18 protein-coding genes are annotated in these 20,961 nt (G+C 66.7%); 15 read left to right on the forward strand and 3 right to left on the reverse strand.

What is annotated here, in order from left to right; translation table 11 throughout:
• Nucleotides 1–135 precede the first annotated feature (135 nt).
• From ACX17K_RS10000 to zapE, 9 genes are all read left to right on the forward strand, one after another.
• Complete coding sequence (locus tag ACX17K_RS10000) at nt 136–879, forward strand: (Fe-S)-binding protein (RefSeq protein WP_493774670.1); 744 nt, start codon at nt 136–138, stop codon at nt 877–879.
• Complete coding sequence (locus ACX17K_RS10005) at nt 876–1,574, forward strand: LutC/YkgG family protein (protein ID WP_493774671.1); 699 nt, start codon at nt 876–878, stop codon at nt 1,572–1,574. The genes ACX17K_RS10000 and ACX17K_RS10005 overlap by 4 nt, the downstream gene beginning before the upstream one ends.
• A complete protein-coding gene (locus tag ACX17K_RS10010; protein ID WP_493774672.1) occupies nt 1,571–3,028 on the forward strand; it encodes a LutB/LldF family L-lactate oxidation iron-sulfur protein in 1,458 nt (485 codons plus the stop codon). The genes ACX17K_RS10005 and ACX17K_RS10010 overlap by 4 nt, the downstream gene beginning before the upstream one ends.
• The gene (locus tag ACX17K_RS10015) at nt 3,025–5,841 is read left to right on the forward strand and encodes an FAD-binding and (Fe-S)-binding domain-containing protein (RefSeq protein ID WP_493774673.1); all 2,817 of its coding nucleotides are present in this window, start codon (nt 3,025–3,027) and stop codon (nt 5,839–5,841) included. Before ACX17K_RS10010 ends, ACX17K_RS10015 begins: the two co-directional genes overlap by 4 nt.
• Before the next feature lie 126 nt (nt 5,842–5,967).
• Complete coding sequence (locus ACX17K_RS10020; RefSeq protein ID WP_493774674.1) at nt 5,968–7,602, forward strand: lactate permease LctP family transporter; 1,635 nt, start codon at nt 5,968–5,970, stop codon at nt 7,600–7,602.
• A gap of 135 nt (nt 7,603–7,737) precedes the next feature.
• Nucleotides 7,738–8,628: a cysteine synthase CysM gene (gene cysM, locus ACX17K_RS10025; RefSeq protein WP_231161662.1), complete on the forward strand. Its 891-nt coding sequence runs from the start codon at nt 7,738–7,740 to the stop codon at nt 8,626–8,628.
• A 76-nt stretch (nt 8,629–8,704) separates the two neighbouring features.
• Nucleotides 8,705–9,316 carry a glutathione transferase gene (yfcF, locus tag ACX17K_RS10030; RefSeq protein ID WP_493774675.1) on the forward strand — a complete coding sequence of 204 codons (612 nt, stop codon included), beginning with the start codon at nt 8,705–8,707 and terminating at the stop codon, nt 9,314–9,316.
• A 53-nt stretch (nt 9,317–9,369) separates the two neighbouring features.
• On the forward strand, nt 9,370–10,152 hold the full coding sequence (locus ACX17K_RS10035; RefSeq protein ID WP_493774676.1) for a substrate-binding periplasmic protein: 783 nt from the start codon (nt 9,370–9,372) through the stop codon (nt 10,150–10,152).
• A 91-nt stretch (nt 10,153–10,243) separates the two neighbouring features.
• The gene (gene zapE, locus ACX17K_RS10040) at nt 10,244–11,407 is read left to right on the forward strand and encodes a cell division protein ZapE (protein WP_493774677.1); all 1,164 of its coding nucleotides are present in this window, start codon (nt 10,244–10,246) and stop codon (nt 11,405–11,407) included.
• A 15-nt stretch (nt 11,408–11,422) separates the two neighbouring features.
• Here the strand turns inward: zapE and ACX17K_RS10045 are convergent, their stop codons facing one another.
• Nucleotides 11,423–12,172: an MgtC/SapB family protein gene (locus tag ACX17K_RS10045; RefSeq protein ID WP_231153604.1), complete on the reverse strand. Its 750-nt coding sequence runs from the start codon at nt 12,170–12,172 to the stop codon at nt 11,423–11,425.
• Between the two features lie 286 nt (nt 12,173–12,458).
• Here ACX17K_RS10045 and rbsK point away from each other — a divergent pair, with 286 nt between their 5' ends.
• The 6 genes from rbsK (at nt 12,459) to ACX17K_RS10075 (ending at nt 18,305) form a co-directional block, all read left to right on the forward strand.
• Nucleotides 12,459–13,349: a ribokinase gene (gene rbsK / locus ACX17K_RS10050; protein WP_493774678.1), complete on the forward strand. Its 891-nt coding sequence runs from the start codon at nt 12,459–12,461 to the stop codon at nt 13,347–13,349.
• Nucleotides 13,346–13,744: a D-ribose pyranase gene (gene rbsD, locus ACX17K_RS10055; protein ID WP_231153602.1), complete on the forward strand. Its 399-nt coding sequence runs from the start codon at nt 13,346–13,348 to the stop codon at nt 13,742–13,744. The genes rbsK and rbsD overlap by 4 nt, the downstream gene beginning before the upstream one ends.
• An 11-nt stretch (nt 13,745–13,755) precedes the next feature.
• Nucleotides 13,756–15,264, forward strand: coding sequence for a sugar ABC transporter ATP-binding protein (locus ACX17K_RS10060; protein ID WP_493774679.1), 1,509 nt, complete (start codon nt 13,756–13,758; stop codon nt 15,262–15,264).
• Entirely contained in the window at nt 15,261–16,199 is a 939-nt protein-coding gene (locus ACX17K_RS10065; RefSeq protein ID WP_493774680.1) for an ABC transporter permease, read from the forward strand. Before ACX17K_RS10060 ends, ACX17K_RS10065 begins: the two co-directional genes overlap by 4 nt.
• Nucleotides 16,200–16,258: 59 nt before the next feature.
• On the forward strand, nt 16,259–17,194 hold the full coding sequence (gene rbsB / locus ACX17K_RS10070) for a ribose ABC transporter substrate-binding protein RbsB (protein ID WP_231153599.1): 936 nt from the start codon (nt 16,259–16,261) through the stop codon (nt 17,192–17,194).
• Between the two features lie 94 nt (nt 17,195–17,288).
• A complete protein-coding gene (locus tag ACX17K_RS10075) occupies nt 17,289–18,305 on the forward strand; it encodes a substrate-binding domain-containing protein (protein WP_493774681.1) in 1,017 nt (338 codons plus the stop codon).
• Here the strand turns inward: ACX17K_RS10075 and ACX17K_RS10080 are convergent.
• Both ACX17K_RS10080 and ACX17K_RS10085 read right to left on the reverse strand, forming a co-directional pair.
• Nucleotides 18,302–19,495 carry an MFS transporter gene (locus ACX17K_RS10080; protein WP_493774682.1) on the reverse strand — a complete coding sequence of 398 codons (1,194 nt, stop codon included), beginning with the start codon at nt 19,493–19,495 and terminating at the stop codon, nt 18,302–18,304. The genes ACX17K_RS10075 and ACX17K_RS10080 overlap by 4 nt on opposite strands.
• Before the next feature lie 66 nt (nt 19,496–19,561).
• Complete coding sequence (locus ACX17K_RS10085) at nt 19,562–20,956, reverse strand: CoA transferase (RefSeq protein WP_493774683.1); 1,395 nt, start codon at nt 20,954–20,956, stop codon at nt 19,562–19,564.
• Nucleotides 20,957–20,961: the final 5 nt, after the last annotated feature.

Raw genomic sequence — 20,961 nt, forward strand, 5'->3', positions numbered from 1 at the left:
CGCTCAGGGGCGCAAGACTCCGCTCCGCCCTGTACTCCCTTCCCGACGGCCTCTTGTCATATTGACGAACTCAAGCATTCACTCTAAAGTGGTTTTCATAAGAATAATTGGTCTTACCAATTTACAAAGGAAGCCATGAAGACGCCTGCCGACGTTTACCTGTTCGGCACCTGTCTGCTCGACCTGTTCCTGCCGGAAGCTGGCCTAGACGCCATCGCCCTGCTGGAAGGCTTGGGCGTGCGGGTGCATTTTCCCCAGGCCCAGAGCTGCTGTGGCCAGCCGGCCTATACCAGCGGCCATCCCAAGGAGGCGCTGGCCGTGGCGCGCGCGCAACTGGCCTGTTTCCCGGAAGACTGGCCCATCGTGGTGCCGTCCGGCTCTTGCGGCGGCATGATCCAGCATCATTGGCCGCGCCTGTTCGCCGGCGAGGCGGATGAAAGGGTTGCCTGCGCCATCGCCGCGCGGGTGGTGGAGTTTTCCGATTTCCTGCTGAATCACCTGGATTGGCGTCCGCAAGACCTGGGTGCGCCGGTCAAGGTGGCGGTGCATACCTCCTGTTCGGCGCGGCGCGAGATGAACGTGCACAAGACCAGTTGGGCGCTGGTGGATCGGTTGCAGAATGTTCAGCGCGTGGCGCATGACCATGAGTCCGAGTGCTGCGGATTTGGCGGCACTTTCTCCATCAAGCATCCGGACATCGCCGGCGCGATGGTGGAGGACAAGGCGCAGTCCTTGCAGGACAGCGGCGCGATGGAGTTCGTCACCGCCGACGGCGGCTGCCTGCTCAATATCAACGGCAAGCTCGGCCAGTGCGGCAGCGGTTTCAGGGGCCGCCATCTGGCCAGCTTTCTGCTGGCGCGCACCGGGGGCAAGCGATGAGCGCCCGCGCCTCCATCTTGCAAAAGCTGCGCGCCGCGCCCAGGCAGGAGCGCGCGCGGCCGGACCTGGCCGGCCATTTCCAGCATTTCGCGGCCAAGGACGATGAGATTGCCCGCCTGCGCCATTGGGCGGCGATGATGCGTTCGGTGAAAACCGACATTCTGTGGACGCGCGAGGCGGAGTGGGACTCAGCGCTGGCCGGTTGGCTGGCCGCGCATCCGCAAGATTCCATCCTGTTGTCCGTCACGCCGCATGGCCGACGGCTGGCGCAATGCCTTGAGGGCAGGGAGGATGCGCCGCGCATCGTCTGGTTCGAGCGCGAGGTGGATGGCTGGAAGGCGGAGCTGTTCGACATCGCCGCCGGTTTCACCGCCGCCCGCTGCGGCATCGCCGCCACCGGCACGCTGGCGCTATGGCCGGACGAGGCCGAGCCGCGCACCATGAGCCTGGTGCCTCCCTTGCACATCGCTTTGTTCGACGCCGCGGCCTTGTACCCGGATTTCTATTCGGCGATGAAGGGCGAGAACTGGTCCGCCGGCATGCCCACCAACGCCTTGCTGATCTCCGGCCCGTCCAAGACCGCCGACATCCAGCAGACATTGGCCTACGGCGCGCACGGCCCGCGCGATTTGCTGGTGCTGGCCGTGCTGCCGCCGCACATCGCCATCCATGACGTGGAAGGGGAGACGAGATGAGCGAGAGCAAGATCACCGTTTACCCGTCGCGCGCCTTCAAGGACAACGCCAGGCTGGCGCTGACCGACGACAAGCTGCGGCAAAGCCTGCGCGGATCGATGGACTTTTTGATGGCCAAGCGGCTGGCGTCGTTTCCGGACGAGGCGGAGCTGTCCGCCTTGCGCACGCTGGGCGAGGGCATACGCCAGCGCTGCCTGTCGCGGTTGCCCGATTTGCTGGAACAACTGGAAGACAAGCTCACCGCCAACGGCGTGCAAGTGCATTGGGCGGAAACGGCCGAGGAGGCCAACCGCATCATCCACGGCATCGTCGAAGCCAGGCAAGGCAAGCTGATGGTCAAGGGCAAATCGATGGTCAGCGAGGAGATCGAGCTCAACCATTACCTGGCCGAGCAGGGCGTGGAGGCGGTGGAGAGCGATATGGGCGAGTACATCGTCCAGCTGGCGGGCGAGAAACCCACCCACATCATCATGCCGGCCATCCACAAGACCAAGCAGGACATCGCCCGGCTGTTCCATGAGCAACTGCCGGACACGCCTTACACCGAGGACGTGGACGCGCTGATCCAGATCGGCCGCCGCGTGCTGCGCCGCAAGTTTCTGGACGCCGGCGTCGGCCTGTCCGGCGTCAATTTCGCCGTGGCCGAAACCGGCACGCTGTGCCTGGTGGAAAACGAGGGCAACGGCCGCATGTGCACCACGGTGCCGGACGTGCACGTCGCCATCACCGGCATCGAAAAGGTGGTGGAAAAGCTGGAAGACGTGGTGCCGCTGTACAGCTTGTTGACCCGTTCCGCCATCGGCCAGCCCATCACCACTTACTTCAACATGATCAGCGGCCCGCGCAAGCCGGGCGAGAAGGACGGCCCGCGCGAGGTGCACCTGGTGCTGCTGGACAATGGCCGCAGCCAGGCTTACGCCGACGAGCAATTACGCAAAACGCTGCAATGCATACGCTGCGGCGCCTGCATGAACCACTGTCCGGTCTACACCCGCATCGGCGGCCACGCCTACGGCACCACCTATCCGGGGCCGATAGGCGAGATCATCTCGCCGCATCTGATGGGACTGGAAAACACCCGCGACCTGCCTACCGCGTCCAGCCTGTGCGGCGCCTGCGGCGAGGTGTGCCCGGTGCGGATTCCGATTCCAGAGATGCTGATGCGGCTGCGCGAGGAGAGCCAACGCCCGGCCGGCGAGCGGGTGGCGCATCCGCTGCGCGGCCAGGGCGCGGCGGCCAGCGGCGCGGAGCGCATGGCCTGGGCCGGATGGCGGCTGGTCAACGCTTCGCCCAATCTGTACCGGATGTTCGGCTGGGCGGCGACGCGGCTGCGCAGGCATGCTCCCAAGAATCAGCTGGGCTGGACGCAAAACCACCTGCCGCTGACGCCGGCGCCCAAAACGCTGCATGAGCTGGTGCGCGAGCGCGAGGCGAGCAAGGGGAAATCCACATGACGCCCGCCCACGCCGATTTTCTGCAGGATCTGCGCCAAACGATGCCGGCGGCGCGCATTTTCACCGACCCATTGTCCACGCTGGCCTACGGCACCGACGCCAGCTTCTACCGCTTGCGGCCGCAAATCGTCGCCAGGGTGGAGAACGAGGGCGAGGTGGCGGCGCTGCTGCGGCTGGCCAGATTGCACCGCGTGGCCGTCACCTTCCGCGCCGCCGGCACCAGCCTGTCCGGCCAGGCGGTCAGCGATTCGGTGCTGGTTCTGCTGGGTGACGGCTTCAACCATGGCGAAGTGCTGGACGGCGGCGCGCGCATCCGTCTCAAGCCCGGCATGATAGGCGCGCACGCCAACGCGATGCTGGCGCCGTTCGGCCGCAAGATCGGTCCCGATCCGGCGTCGATCAACACCGCCAAGATAGGCGGCATCGCCGCCAACAACTCCAGCGGCATGTGCTGCGGCACCCGCGACAACAGCTACCACACCATGCAGGCGATCCGGCTGCTGCTGCTCGACGGCGCGGCGCTGGATACCGCCGATCCGGCCAGCGCGGCGGCCTTCCGCGAATCGCACACCGGCCTGCTCGATGGCCTGGCCCAGTTGTCGCGACAACTGGCCGGCGATCCGCAGCTGGCGGAGCGGGTGCGCCGCAAATACCGGCTGAAGAACACCACCGGCTACGGCATCAACGCCTTGCTGGATTTCGCCGATCCGCTGGAAATGCTCAGCCATTTGATGATCGGCTCCGAAGGCACGCTGGGCTTCATTTCCGAGATCACTTTCCACACCGTGGCCGAGCATCCGCACAAGGCGTCGGCGCTGGTGCTGTTCGACGATCTGGAGCGCTGCTGCCGCGCGGTATCGGCCTTGAGCGCGGCGCGCGACGCCTGCGGCGTGTCGGCGGTGGAGCTGATAGACAGTCGCAGCATCCGCGCGGTGCAGGGCAAGCCGGGATTGCCGGATTTTCTCTATCAGCCGGTGGGGCCGGGCAGCACCTGTCTGTTGATCGAGCTGCGCGCCGGCGACGAGGCGCGGCTGGGGGAGGATTCCGCCGCTATCGAGCGGCTGCTGGCCGATTACCAGCCGCAGGTGTCCAGCGGCTTCAGCCGCGACGCGCGCGAATGCGAAACCTACTGGGCCTTGCGCAAGGGCCTGTTTCCGGCAGTGGGCGCGGCGCGGCCGGTGGGCACCACGGTGGTGATCGAGGACGTGGCTTTTCCCATCCCTCAGTTGGCCGACGGCGTGGCCAGGCTGACCGCGCTGTTCGACAAGCACGGCTACGACGAGGCGCTGCTGTTCGGCCACGCGCTGGACGGCAATCTGCACTTCGTGTTCGCGCCCGGTTTCGAAAGCCCGGCTGAGGTGGACCGCTACGAGGCCTTCATGCAGGACGTCAGCGATCTGGTGGCCGGCGAGTACGACGGCTCGCTGAAGGCCGAGCATGGCACCGGCCGCAATGTGGCGCCCTTCGTGCGGCAGGAGTGGGGCGACGCCGCCTGGAACATCATGCGCCGCATCAAGGCGCTGTTCGATCCGGAAGGCCTGCTCAATCCCGGCGTGATCATCACCGACAACGACAGGCTGCACCTGGAAAACCTGAAGCCGATGCCGGCGGCGGATGATCTGGTGGACCGCTGCACCGAGTGCGGCTTCTGCGAGCCGGCCTGCCCCTCGCACGGGCTGACGCTGAGCCCGCGCCAGCGCATCGTCGCCTGGCGGCGCATCCGCCAGCTGGAGCGCGACGGCGAGGGCGCGATGGAGCTGGCGGCGCTGAAGTCCGGCTACCGCTACCGCGCCGTCGATACCTGCGCCGCCACCGGCATGTGCGCGACCCGTTGTCCGGTGGGCATCAACACCGGCCTGCTGATGAAAAAATTGCAGGGCCCGAGCCGGCGTCCCGTACTGGCCGGCTTCGCCGCGCGGCATATGGGCTGGATGACGGCGGCGGCGGGGACCGGCTTGCGGCTGGCGCATCTGGCCGGCGCGCGGCGCTTGAACGAGTGGACGCGCCGCCAGCCGGGTGAGCGCAAGGTGATTCCGCTGATCCCGGCCTGCCTGCCGCGCGCCGCCGCGCCGCTGCCCCGCTTGTCCGGCGACGGCGAGCCGGTGGTGCTGTTCGTCAGCTGCGTCAACCGCGCGCTGGCGGAGGGCGAGGGCGGCGAGTCCGTCGCCACTCACACCGTCAACCTGTTGCGCCGCGCCGGTTTCGCGCCGGTCTATCCGCCCGGCCATGAAGGCCTGTGCTGCGGCCAGCCTTTCGCCTCGGCCAACGCGGCCGGCGCTTTGGCCTTCAGCCAGGCGTCGCTGAACGAGGCTTTGCTGCAAGCGAGCGGCGATGGCCGCCGCCCGGTTTATCTCGACAACAGCCCGTGCGCGGCCCGCGTCAAGCAGGCGCAGGCCGAGGGCTTGCTGGACCCGCGCTTGCAGCTGTTCGACGCCGCCGGCTTCCTGGCGGAAAAAGTTCTGCCGCGGCTGAGCATCGCCCGGCGGCTGCCGCAACTGGCGCTGCATATTCCATGCAGCGCGACGGCGATGGGCGCGGCTGGAAGCTTGAAACAACTGGCCGCCAGTTGCTGCGACGAGCTGACTGTGCCGGACATCGCCTGCTGCGGCTTCGCCGGCGACAAGGGCTTCACCGTGCCGGAATTGAACGCCCATAGCCTGCGGCGGTTGAGGCCGGCCTTGTCGGATGCCTGCCGCCACGGCGTGTCGATGAGCCGCACCTGCCAGATCGGCCTGACCGAGCATGGTGGGATTCCCTACGCCAGCATCGAGGCGTTGCTGGATTTCTGCACCAACCCAAGCGGTCCGCCATGAAGGCCGCCTTTTCAACGCTGATGTAAACCCAAGAAACGCAAGCCAGTCCTGCCATGCCGAAACGATCCCGTTCCTCGGCAGGGGAGCGGCTGCGCCTGCGAAACCAGGAATGAGGAGAAGCTTCACATGCAAGGTATCTGGACCCAACAGTACTTTCCCGCCGGCGGCCCCGCGCTGTCGGCATTGATGGCCGCGCTGCCCATCGCTTTTTTCTTCGTCGCGCTGGCGGTGCTGCGATTGAAGGGCCATGTCGCCGGCACGCTGACGGTGCTGATCGCGCTGGCGGTGGCCATGCTGTTTTACGGCATGCCGGCGCAGATGGCGCTGGCCGCCGCCGCCTTCGGTTTCGGCTACGGGCTGTGGCCGATCGCCTGGATCATCGTCGCCGCGGTGTTCCTGTACAAGATCACGGTCAAGACCGGGCAGTTCGACATCATCCGCGCCTCGGTGCTGTCGGTGACCGAGGACCAGCGGCTGCAGATGCTGCTGGTGGGTTTTTCCTTCGGCGCCTTCTTGGAGGGCGCGGCCGGATTCGGCGCGCCGGTGGCCATCACCGCCGCGCTGTTGGTGGGCTTGGGCTTCAATCCGCTGTATGCGGCCGGGCTGTGCTTGATCGCCAACACCGCGCCGGTGGCGTTCGGCGCGATGGGGATACCGATCATCGTCGCCGGGCAGGTGACCGGGTTGGATCCGTTCCTGATCGGCGCCAAGGCCGGCCATCAGCTGCCCATCCTGTCGGTGATCGTGCCGTTCTGGCTGGTGATGATGATGGACGGCCTCAAGGGTGTGCGCCAGACCTGGCCCGCCATCCTGGTGGCCGGCGTCTCGTTCGCCGTCACCCAGTTTTTCACCTCCAACTACATCGGGCCGGAGCTGCCGGACATCACCTCGGCGCTGGTCAGCCTGATCTGCCTGACGCTGTTTCTGAAAACGTGGCAGCCCAGCGAGATCTTCACTTTCAACGGCCGCCGCGCGCCGTCCGCCCGGCAGGCGAGCGGCTTCAGCCTGGGACAGATCGCCCGCGCCTGGAGCCCTTTCCTGATTCTGACCGCGCTGGTGACGGTGTGGAGCGTCAAGCCGTTCAAGGCCTTGTTCATCAAGGGCGGCGCGCTGGAGGGCTGGATCTGGAAGCTGCACGTGCCGGGTCTGGACAAGCTGGTGCTGAAGACCGCGCCCATCGTCGCGCATGACGCGCCGTACGAGGCGCTGTACAAGTTCGACATCGTTTCCGCAGTCGGCAGCGCCATCTTCCTGTCTGCGTTGCTGTCCATGGCGCTACTGAAATTCCGCCCGGCCGACGGCTTGCGTACGCTGGGCGAGACATTGGTCGAGCTGCGGCGGCCGATATTGTCGATAGGCATGGTGCTGGCTTTCGCCTTTGTCGCCAACTATTCCGGCATGTCGAGCACGCTGGCGCTGTGCCTGGCCGGCACCGGCAAGGCATTTCCGTTCTTCTCGCCGTTCCTGGGCTGGCTGGGCGTGTTCCTGACCGGTTCCGATACCTCGTCCAACGCGCTGTTTTCCGCCTTGCAGGCGGCCACCGCGCACCAGTTGGGCGTCTCGGACGTGCTATTGGTGGCGGCCAACACCACCGGCGGCGTCACCGGCAAGATGATCTCGCCGCAGTCCATCGCCGTGGCCTGCGCGGCGGTGGGGCTGATAGGCAGGGAAGCGGATCTGTTCCGCTTCACGCTGAAACACAGTCTGATCTTCTGCAGTTTCGTCGGCCTGTTGACTTGGCTGATGGCGTATATGGGCTGACGCGGGTTCTCCGCGGCGGCAAGCGCCGCCGCGGAGCGGATTGTCCGGTTACGGATGGTTATTAGATTAGAAATAACGATTTCGCATCTGCTGATAGCCAATCGATATAATGGGGCCAGTTCTGGGAGAGGCTCTGTGTACAAACATCTGGAAGATTTCGTCGGCGGCACGCCGCTGGTGCGGCTCAAGCGCCTGCCGGGCGATAACGGCAACGTGGTGCTGCTGAAGCTGGAAGGCAATAATCCGGCGGGGTCGGTGAAAGACCGGCCGGCGCTGTCGATGATCCGCCGCGCCGAGCGGCGCGGCGACATCAAGCCGGGCGACACGCTGATCGAGCCCACCAGCGGCAACACCGGCATCGCGCTGGCGATGGCGGCGGCGATGATGGGCTACCGCATGGTGCTGATCATGCCGGAGAACTCCAGCGCCGAGCGGGTGCAGGCGATGCGCGCTTACGGCGCCGAGGTGATCCTGACGCCGGCCGCCGGTTCGATGCCGGCGGCGATCGACCTGGCGCGCAGCATGGAGGCGGCCGGCGAGGGCCGCATCCTCGACCAGTTCTCCAATCCGGACAACCCGCTGGCGCATTACGAGGGCACCGGTCCGGAAATCTGGGAAGAGACCGAAGGCAAGATCACCCATTTCGTGTCCAGCATGGGCACCACCGGCACCATCATGGGCACCGGCCGCTTCCTGAAGGAAAAGAATCCGGCCATCCGCATCGTCGGCGTCCACCCGGAGCCGGGCAGCCAGATCGCCGGCATCCGCAAATGGGAAGACCCGTACGTGCCGAAGATCTGCGACTTTTCCCGCATCGACGAGATCCTGCATGTCGGCCAGCAAGAAGCGGAAGACACCGCCCGGCTGCTGGCGCGGCGCGAGGGCATCCTGGCCGGCCCGTCTTCCGGCGGCGCGCTGGCGGTGGCCTTGCGGCTGGACGCGCAATTGAAGAACGCGGTAATCGTGTCGGTGGTGTGCGACCGCGGCGACCGCTACTTGTCCACCGGATTGTTCGATCGCGTTTGACGCTGTGTCGCCGGTTGCCGGCTTGGCAGCCGGGCCGGCGGCGATTAGCATGGCATTTTGTTCGAAAGATGCCGATATGCTGAAACTCTACGTCGATCAGGATTTCTTCAGCCCCTACGCGATGGCCGCCTTCGCCGCGCTGACCGAGAAGGGCCTGCCTTTCGAGGCGCTCACCCGCGACCTCGCCGCAGGCCAGCAGTTCGAGCCCGCCTACTGTGCGCAATCGCTGACCTCCCGCGTGCCGACCTTGGTGGACGGCGATTTCGCGCTCAGCGAATCGTCGGCCATCATCGAATACCTGGAAGACGCCTACCCCGACACCCCCCGCGTGCTGCCCGTCGATCTGAAAGCCCGCGCCCGCGCGCGCCAGCTGCAGGCCTGGCTGCGAAGCGACCTGCTGCCGCTGCGCGACGAGCGCAGCACCGAGACGGTGTTCGGCCGCAAGCCGGCTTTGCCGCTGGGCGAGGCGGCGCGCAAGGCGGCGGACAAGCTGATCGCGGTGGCCGAGGCGGTGGTGCCGGCGGATGGCGGCAACCTGTTCGGCGACTGGTGCGTGGCGGACGCGGAGCTGGCACTGCTGCTGAAGCGGCTGGCGGCGGAGGAGATGCCGCCGCGGCTGTCCGCTTACGCCGAGCGGCAGTGGCTGCGGCCATCGCTCGCGGCTTGGCGTGCCCGGCAGGCTCGCTGAGCCGGCCCCGTCCGCTCTATACTGCGGGTAAAGAAGAGCGGGGGACGGGGACGATGGGTATCGCGAAGACGGGTTCCAGGCTGTGGGCCGGCCTGCTGCTGGCCTGCTCCGGCGCGCAGGCGCATGCGGCGTCGCGCGATCTGTATTTCGTCACCCAGCTGTTTCCTCCCTTCATCACCCAGGATGCCGACGGCAGGCTGGATGGCGCGCTGGTGGCGATTCTGCGCGAGGCCTGCCGGCGTTCGTCATGGAATTGCACCGTCCAGGCCATGGTGTGGAAGCGGGCATTGCTGACGGTGAGCCAGGGCGGCGCCGACGGGCTGGTGCTGGCGCAGGACGCGCCGGAGCGGCGGGCGGTGATGGAGTTGTCCAAACCGGTGCTGGCCAGCAGCTACGGCCTCTACGTGAAAACGAACAGTCCATTGCGCTACCGCCAGCCTGGCGATCTCGCCGGCAAGACCGTGGCCGTGTACGGCCCGTCGCTGTCGCAGACCAATAGCGAGCGGCTGGTCCAGGGCGTGGCCGGCGTGAACCTTAGCGTGGAGCTGGACCCGGAGACGGTGCTGCGCAAGCTGGCGGCGGGCCGTTACGGCAATAATGCGGTGGCGTTTTCCAATGACGACGTCGCGCGTTACTGGATTAAGCGCGACGGCCTGGGCAATCTGCGCAAGCTGGCCGAGGTCAAGCAGCTGACGTATCTGTACGGCTTCACCCGCAGCCGGGTAAAGCCTGGCATGCTGGAAACATTCAATATCGCTCTGGACGGCATGTGCCGCGATGGCAGCCTGGCCAGGCTGGCCGCGCCGTCCGGCATCCGGCTGGCTACTTGCCGCTGAGCGCGGGCAAGGGCCGGCCAAAGCGGTTATCATTCAGGGATTCCCTCGCCGCCGCCGGCGGCGCCAAACGCAGCGCAGAACAAGCATAACCATGTCGCAACACGCATTCTCTCCGGACGAGAACGTCCACTGCAGCCCCAAGGGCTGGTACCAGCTGGCCAGCGAGAAGCCCGGTTTCATTCATGACGAGGCCCAGGCCGCCGCCATCGAGCAACTGGACCGCCTGTGGCACGAGCTGATGGATTTCAAGACCAAGCGCAACCGCTTCCTGGGCCGCAGCCTGAGAAGCCCGGACGTGCCGCGCGGCTTGTATTTCTGGGGCGGAGTGGGGCGCGGCAAGAGCTTCCTGATGGACGCCTTCTACGCTTGCGTGCCGTACCGCCGCAAACGCCGCATCCACTTCCACAACTTCATGGCGGAAACCCACCGCGAACTGCGCAAGTTCGCCGGCGGCAAGGACCCGCTGCTGGCCTACGCCGACGAGATCGCCAAGTCGACGCGGCTGCTGTGCTTCGACGAATTCCACGTGTCGGACATCGCCGACGCGATGATTCTGGGCCGCCTGCTGTCGGCGCTGATCGAGCGCGGCGTGGTGGTGGTGACCACCTCCAATTACGCGCCGGACGATCTCTACCCGGGCGGCCTGCAGCGGCAGAACTTCCTGCCGACGATAGAGCTGATCAAGCGCGAGATGGACGTGCTCAACGTGGACGGCGGGCATGACTACCGGCTGCGCGAGCTGACGCGGGAGCCGCTGTTCATGGTGCCGGCCGACGAGGGCAGCGAACGGAAGATGGAGCAACTGTTCCACAAAGTGGGCACTGGCGCGGAGCTGCCGCAGAAATCCATCATCGTGCTGGAACGGGAGATCGCGGTGAAGCGGATGTCGCCCGGCGTGATCTGGTTCGATTTCACCGCCTTGTGCGACGGCCCGCGCGCGCAGACCGACTACCTGGAAATCGCCAGCGAATACCACACGGTGTTCGTGTCCGGCATTCCCAGGCTCAGCGCCAAGCAGGCCTCGGTCGCCCGCCGCTTCACCTGGCTGGTGGACGTGTTCTACGACAACCGCGTCAAGCTGATCGCCTCGGCCGACGCGCCGCCGGAAGAGATCTACACCGAGGGCCTGCAGTCCGGCGAGTTCTTCCGCACCGCCAGCCGGCTGACCGAGATGCAGTCCAAGAGCTATCTGGAGCTGCCGCACCAGTCGATGGCGCAGAGCCACGACCAGCCGCCGCCGGGCGTGGCGCTGTAAGCGGGCCGGCCGCGCTCAGTTGCGCGCCGGTTGCAGGTCCAGCTCCAGGATGTGGTCGGCGACCATGATGTCGCGGGCCAGGTCCACCACGCTGATGAAGCTGCGCCGGTCGTGCGCGGACACCAGGAAGCTCCAGCTGGCGCCGTTCTGATCGGCGCGGATGCTGATGCTTTCCTCGTGCAGCTTCAGGCCCGACGGCGCCAGCCGTTCCGCCAGCCGCTCCACCGTCCAGTCGTGGTCGGCGCTCAGCTTGACGCTGACGAACAGGCTGACCCGCCGCGGCAGGATGTTCTCGATGCGGTTCACCACGGTGACGAAGACCATGCACAAGATGGTCAGCGCGATGGCTGCGCCGTAGAAACCGACGCCGATCAGGATGCCGATCACCGACGACATCCACACCGAGGCGGCCGAGGTCAGGCCGCTGATGCTCAGCCCTTCCTTCATGATCATGCCGGCGCCCAGGAAGCCGATGCCGGTCAGCACGCCTTGCGCCACGCGGGTCATGTCGCCGTGCATGATGTCGGCCGACTGTCCGCCGTACCAGTAGCCGGAGTAGCCGATGATGCTGATCGCCGCCGACGATGCCATGCACACCAGGCCGTAGGTGCGCATGCCTGCCGCGCGGCCGTTGTACCAGCGCTCATAGCCCAGCAGGCTGCCCAGGACCAGGCCGCCGAACAGGTGGGCGACGACCAGCAGGTTGACCTGCCATTTGCCAGCGTTCCAGTACAGGTCGGCCAATTGCTGCCAGCTCAAATCCATTTTCTTCCTCCGGCGCCGTCGGGCGCGCATGCGGTGTCGGTTTGCTTAAGCGGGCATCATGGCATACCGCGCGGCGCTTTCTCAATCCGGCGGGCATTTGTCGGCGCGCGGGTGCTGGGGAACATTGATATCTTTACGTGAAAATATGTAGTGAGATGACTACATTTTTGCGCTTCCCTCTTTCGTGAAGCTGTCCATCTCTGCTATAAATCGATGCTGATTACGTTTTAGCAAGAAAATCGCAATTTGTGCGTTGCAATGTAGCAAAGGTACACAAGGAGACGGCATGACTCGGGTGCTGGTAGTCGGCAGTATCAATATGGACCTGGTGGCATCCGCCAAACGGATGCCGAAACTGGGCGAAACGCTGCTGGGCGATGGCTTTGCAACCTACCCGGGCGGCAAGGGCGCCAACCAGGCCGTGGCCGCCGCCCGTCTGGGCGCGCAAGTGTCGCTGCTGGGCTGTGTCGGCGACGACGCCTTCGGCCGCGACCTGCGCGCCCATCTGGAGCGCGAGGGCGTGGATTGCGGCCGGGTGGGGGCCGTGGACGGGCCCACCGGCATCGCCGTCATCACCGTCAGCGGCGGCGACAACGCCATCCTGGTGGTGCCGGGCGCCAACCACAAGCTGACGCCGGCCCATCTGGACGCCGCGGAGCAGGCCTTCATCGACGCCGACGTGGTGCTGACCCAGCTGGAAATTCCGCTGGCGACAGTGCGCCGCGCCGCTGAATTGGCCGCCCGCCACAAGAAGCCGTTGCTGCTGAATCCCGCGCCGGCGGTGCCGCTGCCGGAAGAGCTGCTGCAGCGAGTGGCGTTGCTGACGCCCAACGAGCACGAATTCCTGACCATGCTGGCCCAGCCCGACGCCGATTGGCGCTCACTGCTAGCCGAGCGCCCCGGCAAGCTGGTGATGACCCATGGCAAGCACGGCGCCTATTTCGCGCTGGCGCGCGGCCAGCTGCGCCATCAGCCGGGCTTCGAAGTCAAGGCGGTGGACAGCACCGGCGCCGGCGACACCTTCAACGGCGCGCTGGCAGCCTTCCTGCCGCTGGGCCTGGAAGAGGCGGTGCGCCGCGCCAACGCGGCCGGCGCGCTGTCGGTCACCCGCCCCGGCGCGCAGGGCGGCATGCCCACGCTGGCGGAGCTGGAAGCCTTCCTGGAGAGCAAAGCATGAAGAAGCACGGCCATCTGAACCGCGACATCGCCCGCATCCTGGCGTCGATGGGCCATACCGACAGTTTGGTGATCGCCGACTGCGGCCTGCCGATCCCGCCCGGCGTCGAGTGCGTGGACCTGTCGCTGAAGCTGGGGCAGCCCGGCTTCATCGAAACGCTGGACAGCGTCCTGGCCGATTTCCAGTGCGAGCGCGCGGTGTTCGCCATCGAGTGCCGCCAGCACAACCCGTCGGTGCAGGACCGGGCCGAACGGATGGCGAAGGACGGCGCGGTACTGGATTTCGTCAGCCACGAGGAATTCAAGCAGCGCTGCCAGGCGGCGAGGGCGGTGATCCGCACCGGCGAATGCACGCCGTACGCCAACGTGATCCTGCACTCCGGCGTGATCTTCTGAGGAGCCGGACCATGCAAGTGACCATGCGCGGCATCAGCAAGGCTTTCGGGCCGGTCAAGGTGCTGGAAAATGTCGAGTTCACGCTGCGCGGCGGCGAGATCCACGCGCTGATGGGCGAGAACGGCGCCGGCAAGTCCACGTTGATGAAGATACTCAGCGGGGTGCACCGCGCCGACGCCGGCGAAATTCTGCTGGACGGCCGCAAGACCGAGCTGCGCGACACCGCGGCGGCGGAAGCGGCCGGCATCGCCATCATCCACCAGGAATTGAACCTGATCCCGCAGCTGTCGGTGATGGAAAACCTGTTCCTCGGCCGCGAGCCGTCGCGCTTCGGCCTGATCGACTACGGCCGCATGCGCCGCGAGGCGAAGGCGCAGCTGGCTGCGCTGGGCGTCGGCGGCATCGATCCCGACGCCGAGGCCGGCGGCCTGTCCATCGGCCAGCAGCAGATGGTGGAAATCGCCAAGGCGCTGGCGCTGAACGCCCGCGTGCTGATCATGGACGAGCCGACGGCGGCGCTGACCGAGCGCGAGATCGACACGCTGTTCGGCCTGATGGCCCAGTTGAAGGAAAGCGGCGTGGCCATCGTCTACGTTTCGCACCGGATGGAAGAGATCTTCCGCGTCTGCGACCGGATCAGCGTGCTGCGCGACGGCTGCTTCGTCGGCGAGCGCGAAATCGCCGGCACCGATTTCGACGAGGTGGTGCGGATGATGGTGGGCCGCGAGATCGGCGACCGCTATCCCAAGCGCGAAGCTGTTCCGGGCGCGGTGCGGCTGAAGGTGGAAAACCTGGCCGACGAGAACATGATCGCCGGCATCAGCTTCGAGGTGCGCGCTGGCGAGGTGCTGGGCATCGCCGGGCTGATGGGCTCGGGCCGCAGCGACATCCTGAAGACGTTGTTCGGCGCCAAGCGCCGCACCGCCGGCCGCGTCGAGCTGGACGGCGAGGAGTTGAAAGTGGCCGCGCCGGGCGACGCCATCGCCGCCGGCCTGGGCTTCGTGCCGGAAGACCGCAAGAGCAAGGGGCTGGTGCTGGGCATGTCGTTGCGCGAGAACGCGACGCTGGTGCACCTGGATCGTTACGCCCGCCTAGGCGTGGTGAGCGCCGGCGACGAGAAGCGGGCGGTGGACGGCTTGATAGAGCAACTGCGCATCCGCGCCCGCGACGCCGAGCTGGACGTCAAGTCGCTGTCCGGCGGCAACCAGCAGAAAGTGGTGTTCGCCAAATGGCTGGCGCGCCCGCCCAAGGTGCTGCTGCTGGACGAGCCGACGCGCGGCGTCGACGTCGGCGGCAAGGCCGAGATCTACCACATCGTCAACCAGCTGGCCGCCGCCGGCGCCGCCATCGTGATGGTGTCGTCCGAGCTGCCGGAAGTGCTGGCGCTGAGCAACCGCATCCTGGTGCTGCACGAGGGCCGCCAGGCCGGCATCTTCGACGCCGCCGGCTGCAGCCAGGAAACCCTGATGGCCGCCGCCGCCGGCGGAGCCGCATCCACCGAAACCAGGAAACAAGCATGACCCCGCAACAGAAAGCCAATCTGCAACGCCTAGGCCCCTTCATCGCCCTGGTGCTGGTGGCCGTCGGCCTGTCCGTGATGAGCCCGGACTTTCTCACCGTCAACAACCTGCTGAACGTGATGCGGCAGGTGTCGATCAACGCGCTGATCGCCTTCGGCATGACGCTGGTGATCCTGCTGGGCGGCATCGACCTGTCGGTGGGCTCCATCCTGGCGCTGTCCTCGGTGCTGACCGCCACGCTGCTTCAGGCGGGCGTCGATCCGATGTTGGCCACGCTGCTGGGCATTCTGTCCGGCGCGGCGATGGGCCTGTTCAACGGCCTGGTGATCAGCAAGGGCAAGGTGGCGCCGTTCATCGCCACGCTGGCGACGATGACCATCCTGCGCGGCCTGGCGCTGGTGTTTTCCAACGGCAGCCCGATCACCGGCTTCGACAGCGAGCTGTTCTCGATGCTGGGCGGCGGCTATGTCGCCGGCCTGGTGCCGGTGCCGGTGGTGTGGATGCTGATCCTGTTCATCGGCTTCTGGTTTCTGCTCAAAAAGACCGTGTTCGGCCGCCATCTGTACGCCACCGGCGGCAACGAGGAAGCGGCGCGGCTGTCCGGCGTCAAGGTGGACCGGGTCAAGCTGTGGGTGTACACCGCTTCCGGTTCGATGGCGGCGATGGCCGGCGTGGTGCTGACCTCGCGGCTCAATTCGGCGCAGCCGACCGCCGGCGCCGGCTATGAGTTGGACGCGATCGCCGCGGTGGTGCTGGGCGGCACCAGCCTCAGCGGCGGCCGCGGCTGGATTTTCGGCACCTTGATCGGCGCGCTGCTGATCGGCGTGCTCAACAACGGCTTGAATCTGCTGGGCGTGTCCTCGTTCTACCAGCAGGTGATCAAGGGCGCGGTGATTCTGTTGGCGGTATTGCTGGATCGCAGCAACAAGAAGTGACGATGGCGGCGCGCGCCGCCCAATGCAGTGCATCATTCCATTTTCCAGGGAGCATCAGCATGAAACGCATTCTTACCCCGCTCGTGGCCGGCATTCTGGCCTTCGGCATCGCCGCCTGCTCCAAGCAGGGTCCGGGCAGCGCGCCGGCCGGCGACGCCAGCGCCGCGGCGGCCGACGGCAAGATCACCGTCGGCCTGGCGGTGTCCACGCTCAACAACCCGTTCTTCGTCGAGTTGCGCGACGGCGCGGCGGCCGAGGCCAAGAAGCAGGGCGTCAGCCTGATCACCGTCGACGCGCAGGACGATCCGGCCAAGCAGCAGGCCAGCGTGGAAGACCTGATCCAGAAGAAGGTCAGCGTGATCCTGATCAATCCTACCGATTCGTCCGCCGTGGCCAATGTGGTGAAGGAAGCGACGTCCAAGGGCATCAAGGTGGTGTCGCTGGATCGCAGCGTGAACGGCGCCGAAGTCAGCGCCCACATCGCGTCCGACAACATCGCCGGCGGCGTGATGGCCGGCCAGTACCTGCTGGACAAGCTGGGCGGCAAGGGCCGCATCGTCGAGCTGGAAGGCATCGCCGGTTCTTCCGCCGCCCGCGAGCGCGGCGAGGGTTTCCACCAGGTGGTGGACAAGAAGGAGGGCGTCAAGCTACTGGCCAAACAGCCGGCCGACTTCGATCGCGCCAAGGGTCTGTCGGTGATGGAAAACATCATCCAGGGCAACAAGGACATCCAGGGCGTGTTCGCGCACAACGATGAAATGGCGCTGGGCGCGGTGAAGGCGATCCAGGCCGCCGGCCTGAAAAACGTGGCGGTGGTCGGCTTTGATGCCACTCCGGACGCGGTGGCCGCGGTCAAGGCCGGCACGCTGTCCGCCACCGTGCAGCAGCAGCCGGCCCTGATCGGCCAGTACGGCGTGCAGGCCGCCAAGAAGCTGGCCGACGGCCAGAAGGTGGACAAGTTCATCCCGGTGCCGCTGAACCTGGTCCATCAATAAGCCGCAATCAAGCAACGGGGCCGGCGCCTGCGCGTCAGGCCCCGTTTTGCCATATTGCGATTATCATTTCCGTTTCATAGCCCAGCCATACTCCATGAGCAGCTTCAAACGCCTGACCATAGACGACATCGCCGCCCTGGCCGGCGTGTCGCGCACCACCGCCAGCATGGTGCTGAACGGCCATGCCGAGCGCTACCGCATCTCGCCGGCCACCGTGGAAAAAGTGGAGCAGGCTGCGCGCGAGCACCATTTCAAGCCTTCCCAGCAGGCGCGCAGCCTGCGCAGCCGGCGCAGCAGCAGCATAGGCCTGGTGGTGCCGGATCTGACCAACTCCACCCATGCCGCCTTGGCGCAGGCGTTGGAGAACGGCTGCCGCGAGCGCGGCTACCAGCTGCTGATGGTGACCAGCGACGAAGATCCGGAACGGGAAAGCTCGGGGATCGGCCAACTGGCGGCGCGCCAGGTGGACGGCATGATCGTGGTGCCGTGCAGCGGCGACGCCGCGCGCTATCAGCCCTGGACCGGCAGGCTGCCGTTCGTGTTCGCCGACCGCCACATTCCGGGCAGCGGCATCGCGTCGACGGTCACCGACGCCGGCGACAGCGTCGCCAGGCTGCTGTCCCCGCTGCTGGCGGATGGCGTGGATGAGCTGGCGTATTTCGGCGGCCAGCCGGAATTGTCGGCCAGCCGCGAGCGTCTGGCCGGCTACCGGCAGGCGCTGAAAGCCGCAGGGCTGGAGGAGGGGATGGACTGGGTGGCCGAGCGCGATTTCCAGCGCGAATCCGGCTACCGGATGATGGCCGACTGGCACGCGCGGCATGGCCGCTATCCGCGCGCGCTGTTCACCGCGTCCATCACGCTGCTGGAGGGCGTATTGTCCTTCATCCGCGAGCGCCACCGGCTGCGCGAGGCGCCGCAATATTTGCTGACTTTCGACGATCATCCCTTGCTGGATTGCCTGCCCTTGCCGATAGACGCCATCCGCCAGAACAGCGCGGCGTTGGCCGAGGCCAGCCTGGCCCAGGTGCTGGCCCTGCTGCAAGGCGAGACGCTGGCCGAGCGGGACCTGCGGGTGCCGGCCAGCCTAAACCTGCGTCGTTTGGCCATCTAGGCCGATTGCGCCGCCTGCCGCCCGGCGGGCTCGCGCGCTTCGCGCATCATCAGCGAACCCAGCAGGAAGGTGGACGACAGCAGCGTCGAGAACGCCATCGCCAGCGCGTAGTCGCCATGGCGCAGATCGACCAGCAAGCCGAATGCATAGGGCGCGGCCGTGGCGACGAGATAGCTGAGGAACCAGAACAGGCTGAAGGTGACCGCCGCCTTGTCCGGCGTCATGCCGGGCTGTTCCTGCGCCAGCGTCACCAGGCTGGGCAGGGGCAGGAAGATGAAGAAGCCGGCGGCCAGCGCGGCCGCGGCCACCAGTCCGTCATCGCCGCTCCAGCCCCAGACCTGGGCATGCAGGCCGATCACCGCCAGCAATTGCATCAAGCCCGACAGACGCAGCATGGGCAGCCTGCGCGTGATTTTCCTGGCCAGCCAGATGCCGGCCATGGTGCCGGCGAGCCCCGCCAGCACCACGTATTTCGCCTGCCGGATGCCGGCGTTCTGGTAGAAGCTGAACAGGATCACGTAGAAGGACAGCGTGCCGCAATAGGTGAAGGCCAGCAGCCAGTTGAAGCGTTCGGCCAGGCCCTGGCGCAGCGTGTGGCGCGGTCCCGCGTCGGCCATTTTCTTCTCTGCGGCGCCATCTGCTCCGAAAACCAGCCATAGCGCCAGGCAACACACGCTGCCCAGCGAGATCGCCAGCAGCGTGGTTCGCCAGTCGCCAAACCAGCCCAGCATCGACGGCAGGCCGAACAGGATGGCGGCGGTGCCGACGTTGAATGCCACCGCGTTCAGGCCATTGACGAAGGGCCGTTCCGCCGGAGCGAACCATTGCATGACGATGGGCGAGAAATAGACGATGACCAGCGCGCCGCCCAATCCCATCAGGAAGCGCGTCAGCAGCAGCCAGGGATAGCTGTGGACGAAGGGCGTCAACACTCCCAGCGCCATCAGCGCCATCGCCACGGCGACGGCTTTCTTGGCCAGCAGCCGCGACAGGATGGCAGCGGCGACGAAGGCGCCCAGCAGCTTGGCGGCGGCCACGGCGTTGCTGATGTGCGAGCCGGCGGCCAGGTCATGGATGTCCAGCTCGCGCATGATCTGCGGGATGAAGGCGCTGCCGCCGGCCCAGCTCATGCCGAACAGCACATAGCTGGCAAACAGCAGCGCTTCGATCAGGTATTTATTGGTTTTCATCCAGGCCTCGCCGGATAGGGAAAACCGCCAGTTTTAGCGAGGCCGCCTGCGGTGAAACCTGTCTCTTCAGCCAGTCCAGGCCGGGGCGTGGCTGTCCAGCGGCATGGCGGGATGTTCCCAGCGCGCCGGCGTCCTCTCCATTTGGGCGGCATGGCGCACCGCCAGCAAGCGGCCGAAGCCGGATTCGCTTTCCTCCAGCCAGGGACGGACATCGTCCAGCGTCGGCAATGGCAAGCCCATCGCGCCATCGACGCGGCCCAGGCCGCGCAGCCAGTGGCCGGTTTTCGCCAGCGATACCTGCACGTGCCAGCTGCCGCCTTCCCGCTGCTGGCGATGCAAGGCGGCGATCGCGCCCAGCGCGGCCAGATACGCGGCGCCGTGGTCCAGCGCTTGGCCGGGGAAAGCGCGCGGCGTGTCCGAGCCGGCGGCCTGGGCCTCGGCCAGGTTGAAGCCGCTGGCGGTTTGGGTCAGCGAGTCGAAGCCGCGTCGGCCGGCCCATGGCCCGGTGTGGCCGTAAGCGCAGAGGCTGACGTAGACGATGCCCGGCCGCAGGCGGGCGGCGTCCTCGGGAGAAAAGCCCAGCCCGGCCAAGCCGCCAGGGCGGTAGCCTTGAATGAAGACATGGCTGTCCGCCAACAGGCCGCGCAATGCCGAGCGGCCTGTTTCCTGGGTCAGATCCAGCTGGGCATTGCGTTTGCCGCGGCCCATGTCGATGTCCAGCGTCGGGATGGTGGGCAGATGCGGGGAGGTGATGTGCAGCACATCCGCGCCATGGGCGGCCAGCGCCCGCCCAGTCACCGGCCCTGCGATGATGCGCGTCAGGTCCAGCGTTCGGATGCCTTGCAATGGGCGTTCGGCGCCGCCAAGCGCGCGGGGAGGCGCGTCGTCGATGCGGGTGATGGAGATGACTGGCTGGGTTGCCACCGCGATGCCTTGGGGATGGGCGTCCCACTCTTCGAAGCTGCGCAAGGCGGCGACGACCAGGCCCCGCTCGGCGGCGGCGTCTTCGAAATCGAACGCGGTCCATTTCGCCAGCGCCTCGGTTGCCGCGGCCTTGTCGTATTCGCAGCCCAGCAGGTCCAGCACGCCCTGGCGGTGGTGCGGGAAATTGGTGTGGACGCGCACCCAGCGGCCGTCGCCGCAAGGGTAGATGCCGGCGATCTTGTCCCATGGATCCGCCAGCGTGTTTCCATTGACGCGAAGATTGAGTTCGCTGCGAAATTCCGCGGCGGCGTGGCGGGCTTCGACGCTGACGGTTTGCGGCTCGCCGCCGCGCAAGGAAAAGAACTCGGCGGCCGCCAGTCCGCAGGCGCCGATGGATGCTTGCGCCGCCGCCGCGATGGCGAAGGAGGAGGGCAGCGCCGTTTCGGAGCCTGGCAGTTCAAGGTGGCGCAAGGACGAAGCATCGAAGCCGCAATCCAGCCAGAGCTGGTGCGCTGCGTGAAGGGCAAGCTCGGACATGGAAT

The sequence above is a fragment of the Chromobacterium sp. INPA-IVC genome (assembly GCF_059047085.1).